This is a genomic window from Streptomyces sp. 15-116A, assembly GCF_025290915.1.
In the GTDB taxonomy this organism is placed as follows: Bacteria; Actinomycetota; Actinomycetes; order Streptomycetales; family Streptomycetaceae; genus Streptomyces.
Window position 1 is genome coordinate 1 of the sequence record NZ_JAOCQE010000333.1, and the last position, 5936, is coordinate 5936.

Consider the following 5936-nt stretch of genomic DNA (forward strand, 5'->3'; position numbering starts at 1 on the left):
TGCGGAAGGCATGTGCTCCATTGTCCCGCACCGCCCCGGACGCCACGGTCACCGCCCTGGACGGCGCCCGCGGCGCCGACGTCGACGGGGTGCCGGTGCACGCCGTCCGCCTGCGCGGCCTCCTCGCCCACCAGGAGGTCCTGCTCGGCGGCGAGGGCGAGACCCTCACCGTCCGCCACGACTCCCTGCACCACAGCAGCTTCATGCCGGGCATCCTGCTCGGCGTCCGCCGCGTGGTGACCACTCCGGGCCTGACCTTCGGCCTGGAGCACTTCCTCGACCTGAACTGAGCCCGGGCCCCGACATGCGCGCCAAGATCTCCTACGCCATAACCGCCGCCGTCCTGGTCGTCTACTTCGTCCTGGTCGGCAGCCGCGGCGTGCTGCTCATCGAGGCCGGCACGCCCCTCACCGTCACCTTCGGCATCGCGGTGCTGATCCTGCCGGTGATCGGGGTGTGGTTCCTGTGGAAGAACACCCAGTTCGTCCGCGAGGCCAACCGCCTCGCCGCCGAACTCGAGGCCGAGGGCGGTCTGCCCGTCGACGAGCTCGAGCGCCTGCCCAGCGGACGCGTCGACCGCGACTCGGCGGACGCGGTGTTCGCCCGCCGCAAGGCCGAGACGGAGGCCGCCCCGGACGACTGGCGCAGCTGGTTCCGGCTCGCCGTCGCCTACCACGACGCCCGCGACACCCCGCGCGCCCGCAAGGCCATGCAGCGCGCGATCACCCTGCGCCGCGCCTCGCAAGTGAGCCCACCCGGCACCTGAGAGGCACCTGAGGCATGAGAGAGGGGCCCGGTCACCGCCAGCGCGGACCGGGCCCCTTCTCCTACGGCTCTCAGCCCCGGCGGTACTCGTCCGCCCACGCCTCCACCGAGTCGGCCGCCCGGTCGAAGGCGAGCTCCCGCCCCAGGAAGTCCGCGTTGTGCGTGGTCAGCAGCGGCGGCACGCCCTCGGTGCGGTCCTTGCGCGCGAGCAGCAGCGCCTGCCCCTGCACCGTCCGCGGCAGCCCCAGCAGCCGCACCGGCTGCTGCACCGTCCGCACGGAGCCGACCTGCTCCCACGGCACCGTCCGCGTGCTGAAGAACCCCACCTGCCGCAGGCCGCGGGCGCTCACCCACACGCCCATCCGCAGCAGCCGCAGCGCACAGGCGATGATCACCAGCGCGATCGCGAAGACCACCCCGGCCGACGACACAGACGCCGTCGCCGCGATGATCACGGCGGCGAACAGAACGAACGAGGCGAGCAGCAGCAGGATCGCCGCCGCCCCGACGCGCCACGGCCCGGGACGGTAGGGGCGCCGCCAGCGGTCACGGTCGTCGTGGGGCAGCGGGACATCGTCCGCGGTATCGAAGTCGCGGTCGGCCGTCAGGAAGGGCAGGGGCACGGCTGGTCCTCACTCGATCCATGCGTGGGCTGTGCCCGGTGAGGCTACCGAGCTGTGTCCCCGCTCACCAGCATCGGGGTCCGGATGGAGCCACCCCGGCGCCCGCCCGGCGGCTCAGCGCCCGTCGGTCGCCTGCGACTGCTGTTGGCTCCCCGGAGCCGAGGTGTCCGTGGACAGCGCGGGCGTACCGATGACCAGGGAACCCACCAGCCCGGCGACGATGGTGAGCCCCAGCAGCCACCGCCCGGCTATCTGCCCGGCGCTCGCCCGCTCACGGGGCGGCGGAGTGACATTGCTGCGGAACCTGTCGGCCTCGGCGATGAAGGCGAACGGTACGGGTTCACGCCGACCGAACATCAGGGGTACTTCTCCCTTCGGGGACAGAACGGATCATTGTTATCCGTAGAGACGAACGAACCGCCGCAAAGGTGCCCGCCCCGGCGTGGGTAAAGTGACGACGCACCGAGACGAGACGGGAAGGCCCCTCAACACCGTGACCCCCGACGAAGACTTCAAGATCGAGTTCCGCAGCGACGTCACTGTGGAGCTGGTGAAACACAGTGCGGCGGACTCCGACGTCCTGTTCGCCGCCCGCGTGTCCACGCTCGGGGAGCAGTCCCTGGACGAGCTGCAGAAGGACCCGGAGCGCTCCAAGGGCCTGATCAACTACCTGATGCGGGACCGCCACGGCAGCCCCTTCGAGCACAACTCGATGACCTTCTTCATCAGCGCCCCGATCTTCGTCTTCCGCGAGTTCATGCGGCACCGCGTCGGCTGGTCGTACAACGAGGAGTCGGGCCGCTACCGGGAGCTCCAGCCGGTCTTCTACGTCCCCGACACCTCCCGCAAGCTGGTCCAGGAGGGCCGCCCCGGCAAGTACCGCTTCGTCGAGGGCACCCCCGAGCAGCACCAGCTGGTCAGCGCCTCCATGGAGGAGTCGTACCGCCAGGCGTACCGCACCTACCAGGAGATGCTCGCCGCCGGCGTCGCCCGCGAGGTGGCCCGCGCGGTCCTCCCCGTCGGCCTGTACTCCTCGATGTACGCCACCTGCAACGCCCGCTCCCTGATGCACTTCCTCGGTCTGCGCACCCAGCACGAGCTGGCGAAGGTGCCGTCCTTCCCGCAGCGGGAGATCGAGATGGTCGGCGAGAAGATGGAGGCCGAGTGGGCCCGGCTCATGCCGCTCACCTACGCCGCCTTCAACGCCAACGGACGCGTGGCCCCGTAAGTCGGCTGCGGTTCCCGCCCCGGCACACATGTACGGATCAGCCCTGCGAGGTGTCCGTATTGCGGCACTTCGCGAAGTTTCTTAGCCTGATCAAACGGACCCGGTACTGCCTGAACCCCCGAGCAGGCAGTACCGGGCTCCCCATGTGCACCCCTTTGTCGCCTGCCCCGAGGGCAGACCCGGTCCAGAGCAACGAGTAGCGTGTAACCCATGGCTCCGACCTCCACTCCGCAGACCCCCTTCGGGCGGGTCCTCACCGCCATGGTCACGCCCTTCACGGCGGACGGCGCACTCGACCTCGACGGCGCACAGCGGCTCGCCACCCACCTGGTGGACGCAGGCAACGACGGCCTGATCATCAACGGCACCACCGGCGAGTCCCCCACCACCAGCGACGCGGAGAAAAAGGACCTCGTACGGGCGGTCCTGGAGGCGGTCGGCGACCGCGCCCACGTGGTGGCCGGAGTCGGCACCAACGACACCCACCACAGCATCGAACTGGCCCGCACCGCCGAGCGCACCGGCGCACACGGCCTGCTGGTCGTCACGCCGTACTACAACAAGCCCCCGCAGGAGGGCCTGTACCGGCACTTCACGGCCATCGCCGACGCCACCGAGCTGCCGGTCATGCTCTACGACATCCCCGGCCGCAGCGGTGTCCCGATCAACACCGAGACGATCGTCCGCCTCGCCGAGCACCCGAGGATCGTCGCCAACAAGGACGCCAAGGGCGACCTCGGCCGCGCCAGCTGGGCCATCGCCCGCTCCGGCCTCGCCTGGTACTCCGGCGACGACATGCTCAACCTCCCGCTGCTCTCCGTGGGCGCGGTCGGCTTCGTCTCGGTCGTCGGCCACCTCGTCACCCCCGAGCTGCGCGCCCTGGTCGAGGCGTACACCTCCGGCGACGTCCAGAAGGCCACCGAGATCCACCAGAAGCTGCTCCCGGTCTACACGGGCATGTTCCGCACCCAGGGCGTGATGACCACCAAGGCGGCCCTCGCCCTGAAGGGCCTGCCCGCAGGACCCCTGCGCGCCCCCATGGCCGAATGCACGCCCGAAGAGATCGAACAGCTCAAGATCGATCTTGCCGCCGGCGGGGTACAGCTCTAGCAACAGACTTCGCGCGACCGTTCCACCGCGCACCAGACTCGACAACTGAATAAGCGGGCCACCGGTGCCCGCACCCCACATACGACAACTGCTTCTGCACGAACGTCATGCGCGCCACGTGCCCCACCGGTACGTGGCGCGCGTGGTTGAGGAGAGTCTTTTGAGTCATCCGCATCCTGAACTCGGCCCGCCCCCGCCGCTGGCCGAAGGCGCCCTGCGCGTCACCCCGCTCGGCGGCCTCGGCGAGATCGGCCGGAACATGACCGTCTTCGAGTACGGCGGCCGTCTGCTGATCGTCGACTGCGGAGTGCTCTTCCCCGAGGAGGAGCAGCCCGGAATCGACCTGATCCTGCCGGACTTCTCGTCCATCCGGGACCGCCTCGACGACATCGAGGGCATCGTCCTCACGCACGGCCACGAGGACCACATCGGCGGCGTCCCCTTCCTGCTGCGCGAGAAGCCGGACATCCCGCTGATCGGCTCCAAGCTGACCCTCGCCCTCATCGAGGCGAAGCTCCAGGAGCACCGCATCCGCCCCTACACCCTGGAGGTGGCGGAGGGACACCGCGAGCGCATCGGTCCCTTCGACTGCGAGTTCGTCGCGGTCAACCACTCCATCCCGGACGCGCTCGCCGTCGCCATCCGCACTCCTGCGGGCATGGCGGTCCACACCGGCGACTTCAAGATGGACCAGCTGCCGCTGGACAACCGCCTCACGGACCTCCACGCCTTCGCGCGGCTGAGCGAGGAGGGCATCGACCTCCTCCTGTCCGACTCCACCAACGCCGAGGTCCCCGGCTTCACCCCGCACGAGCGCGACATCTCCAACGTGCTCCGCCAGGTGTTCGCCGGCGCCCGCAAGCGGATCATCGTCGCCAGCTTCGCCAGCCACGTCCACCGCATCCAGCAGATCCTCGACGCCGCCCACGAGTACGGCCGCCGGGTCGCCTTCGTCGGCCGCTCCATGGTCCGCAACATGGGCATCGCCCGGGACCTCGGCTACCTCAAGGTCCCGCCGGGCCTGGTGGTCGACGTCAAGACTCTCGACGACCTGCCCGACAACGAGGTGGTCCTGGTCTGCACGGGCTCCCAGGGCGAACCCATGGCGGCCCTGTCCCGCATGGCCAACCGCGACCACCAGATCCGCATCGTCGAGGGCGACACGGTGATCCTGGCGTCGTCGCTCATCCCGGGCAACGAGAACGCGGTCTACCGCGTCATCAACGGCCTGACCCGCTGGGGCGCCAACGTCGTCCACAAGGGCAACGCCAAGGTGCACGTCTCGGGCCACGCGTCGGCCGGCGAACTGCTGTACTTCTACAACATCTGCCGCCCGCGCAACCTGATGCCGGTGCACGGCGAATGGCGCCACCTGCGCGCCAACGCCGAACTGGGCGCCCTGACCGGCGTCCCGCACGACCGCATCGTCATCGCCGAGGACGGCGTCGTCGTCGACCTCGTCGAGGGCAAGGCGAAGATCTCCGGCAAGGTGCAGGCGGGCTACGTCTACGTCGACGGCCTCTCCGTCGGCGACGTCGGCGAACCGGCCCTGAAGGACCGCAAGATCCTCGGCGACGAGGGCATCATCTCGGTCTTCGTCGTCCTCGACTCGTCCACCGGCAAGATCACCGGCGGCCCGCACATCCAGGCCCGCGGCTCCGGCATCGAGGACTCGGCCTTCGGCGACGTCATCCCGAAGATCACCGAGGTCCTGGAACGCTCGGCCCAGGACGGCGTCGTCGAACCCCACCAGATGCAGCAGCTGGTCCGCCGCACGCTGGGCAAGTGGGTCTCCGACACGTACCGGCGCCGGCCGATGATCCTGCCCGTGGTGGTGGAGGTCTGAGCAGCGGCTTCTGACGGTCCGTCGGGCCGCACACCTGCGCGAACTGGGAGCGGGGCGCCTCGATTTGCATCGAGGCGCCCCGCTCCAGTACGTTTACAACTCCCCCCGATCGGGCACCCGGCCACCTCGTGAGCCGGAAGCAGTGACTCCGAAGGGGTGGGGAAATCCGACTCAGAATCTCTGATAAAGTCGGATGCGCCGGAAAGGGAAACGCGAAAGCGGGAACCTGGAAAGGCGCCGAGGAAATCGGATCGGAAAGATCTGATAGAGTCGGAAACACCGAAGGGAAGCGCCCGGAGGAAAGCCCGAGAGGGTGAGTACGAAGGAAGCGTCCGTTCCTTGAGAACTCAACAGCGTGCCAAAA

The 5936-nt window shown here is 69.3% G+C and carries 7 protein-coding genes; 5 read left to right on the top strand and 2 right to left on the bottom strand.

The window, feature by feature from the left end:
• On the top strand, window positions 1–290 hold a 290-nt coding region (locus N4P33_RS31405), incomplete at its 5' end, for a dihydrodipicolinate reductase C-terminal domain-containing protein (protein ID WP_313904618.1).
• Window positions 291–304: 14 nt separating this feature from the next.
• Complete coding sequence (locus N4P33_RS31410) at window positions 305–766, top strand: hypothetical protein (RefSeq protein ID WP_260830343.1); 462 nt, start codon at window positions 305–307, stop codon at window positions 764–766.
• A 70-nt stretch (window positions 767–836) separates the two neighbouring features.
• Here N4P33_RS31410 and N4P33_RS31415 read toward each other — a convergent pair whose 3' ends face one another.
• Window positions 837–1388 (bottom strand): PH domain-containing protein, encoded by a 552-nt coding sequence (locus N4P33_RS31415; protein WP_260830344.1) that lies wholly within the window; start codon window positions 1386–1388, stop codon window positions 837–839.
• Window positions 1389–1502: 114 nt separating this feature from the next.
• Window positions 1503–1745, bottom strand: coding sequence for a hypothetical protein (locus N4P33_RS31420; RefSeq protein ID WP_260830345.1), 243 nt, complete (start codon window positions 1743–1745; stop codon window positions 1503–1505).
• Window positions 1746–1881: 136 nt separating this feature from the next.
• Between N4P33_RS31420 and thyX the strand changes: the two genes are divergently transcribed.
• The 3 genes from thyX (at window position 1882) to N4P33_RS31435 (ending at window position 5572) form a co-directional block, all read left to right on the top strand.
• The gene (thyX, locus tag N4P33_RS31425) at window positions 1882–2616 is read left to right on the top strand and encodes an FAD-dependent thymidylate synthase (protein WP_260830346.1); all 735 of its coding nucleotides are present in this window, start codon (window positions 1882–1884) and stop codon (window positions 2614–2616) included.
• Between the two features lie 210 nt (window positions 2617–2826).
• Window positions 2827–3726 (top strand): 4-hydroxy-tetrahydrodipicolinate synthase, encoded by a 900-nt coding sequence (gene dapA / locus N4P33_RS31430; RefSeq protein ID WP_260830347.1) that lies wholly within the window; start codon window positions 2827–2829, stop codon window positions 3724–3726.
• Window positions 3727–3886: 160 nt separating this feature from the next.
• A complete protein-coding gene (locus tag N4P33_RS31435) occupies window positions 3887–5572 on the top strand; it encodes a ribonuclease J (protein WP_260830348.1) in 1686 nt (561 codons plus the stop codon).
• Window positions 5573–5936: the final 364 nt, after the last annotated feature.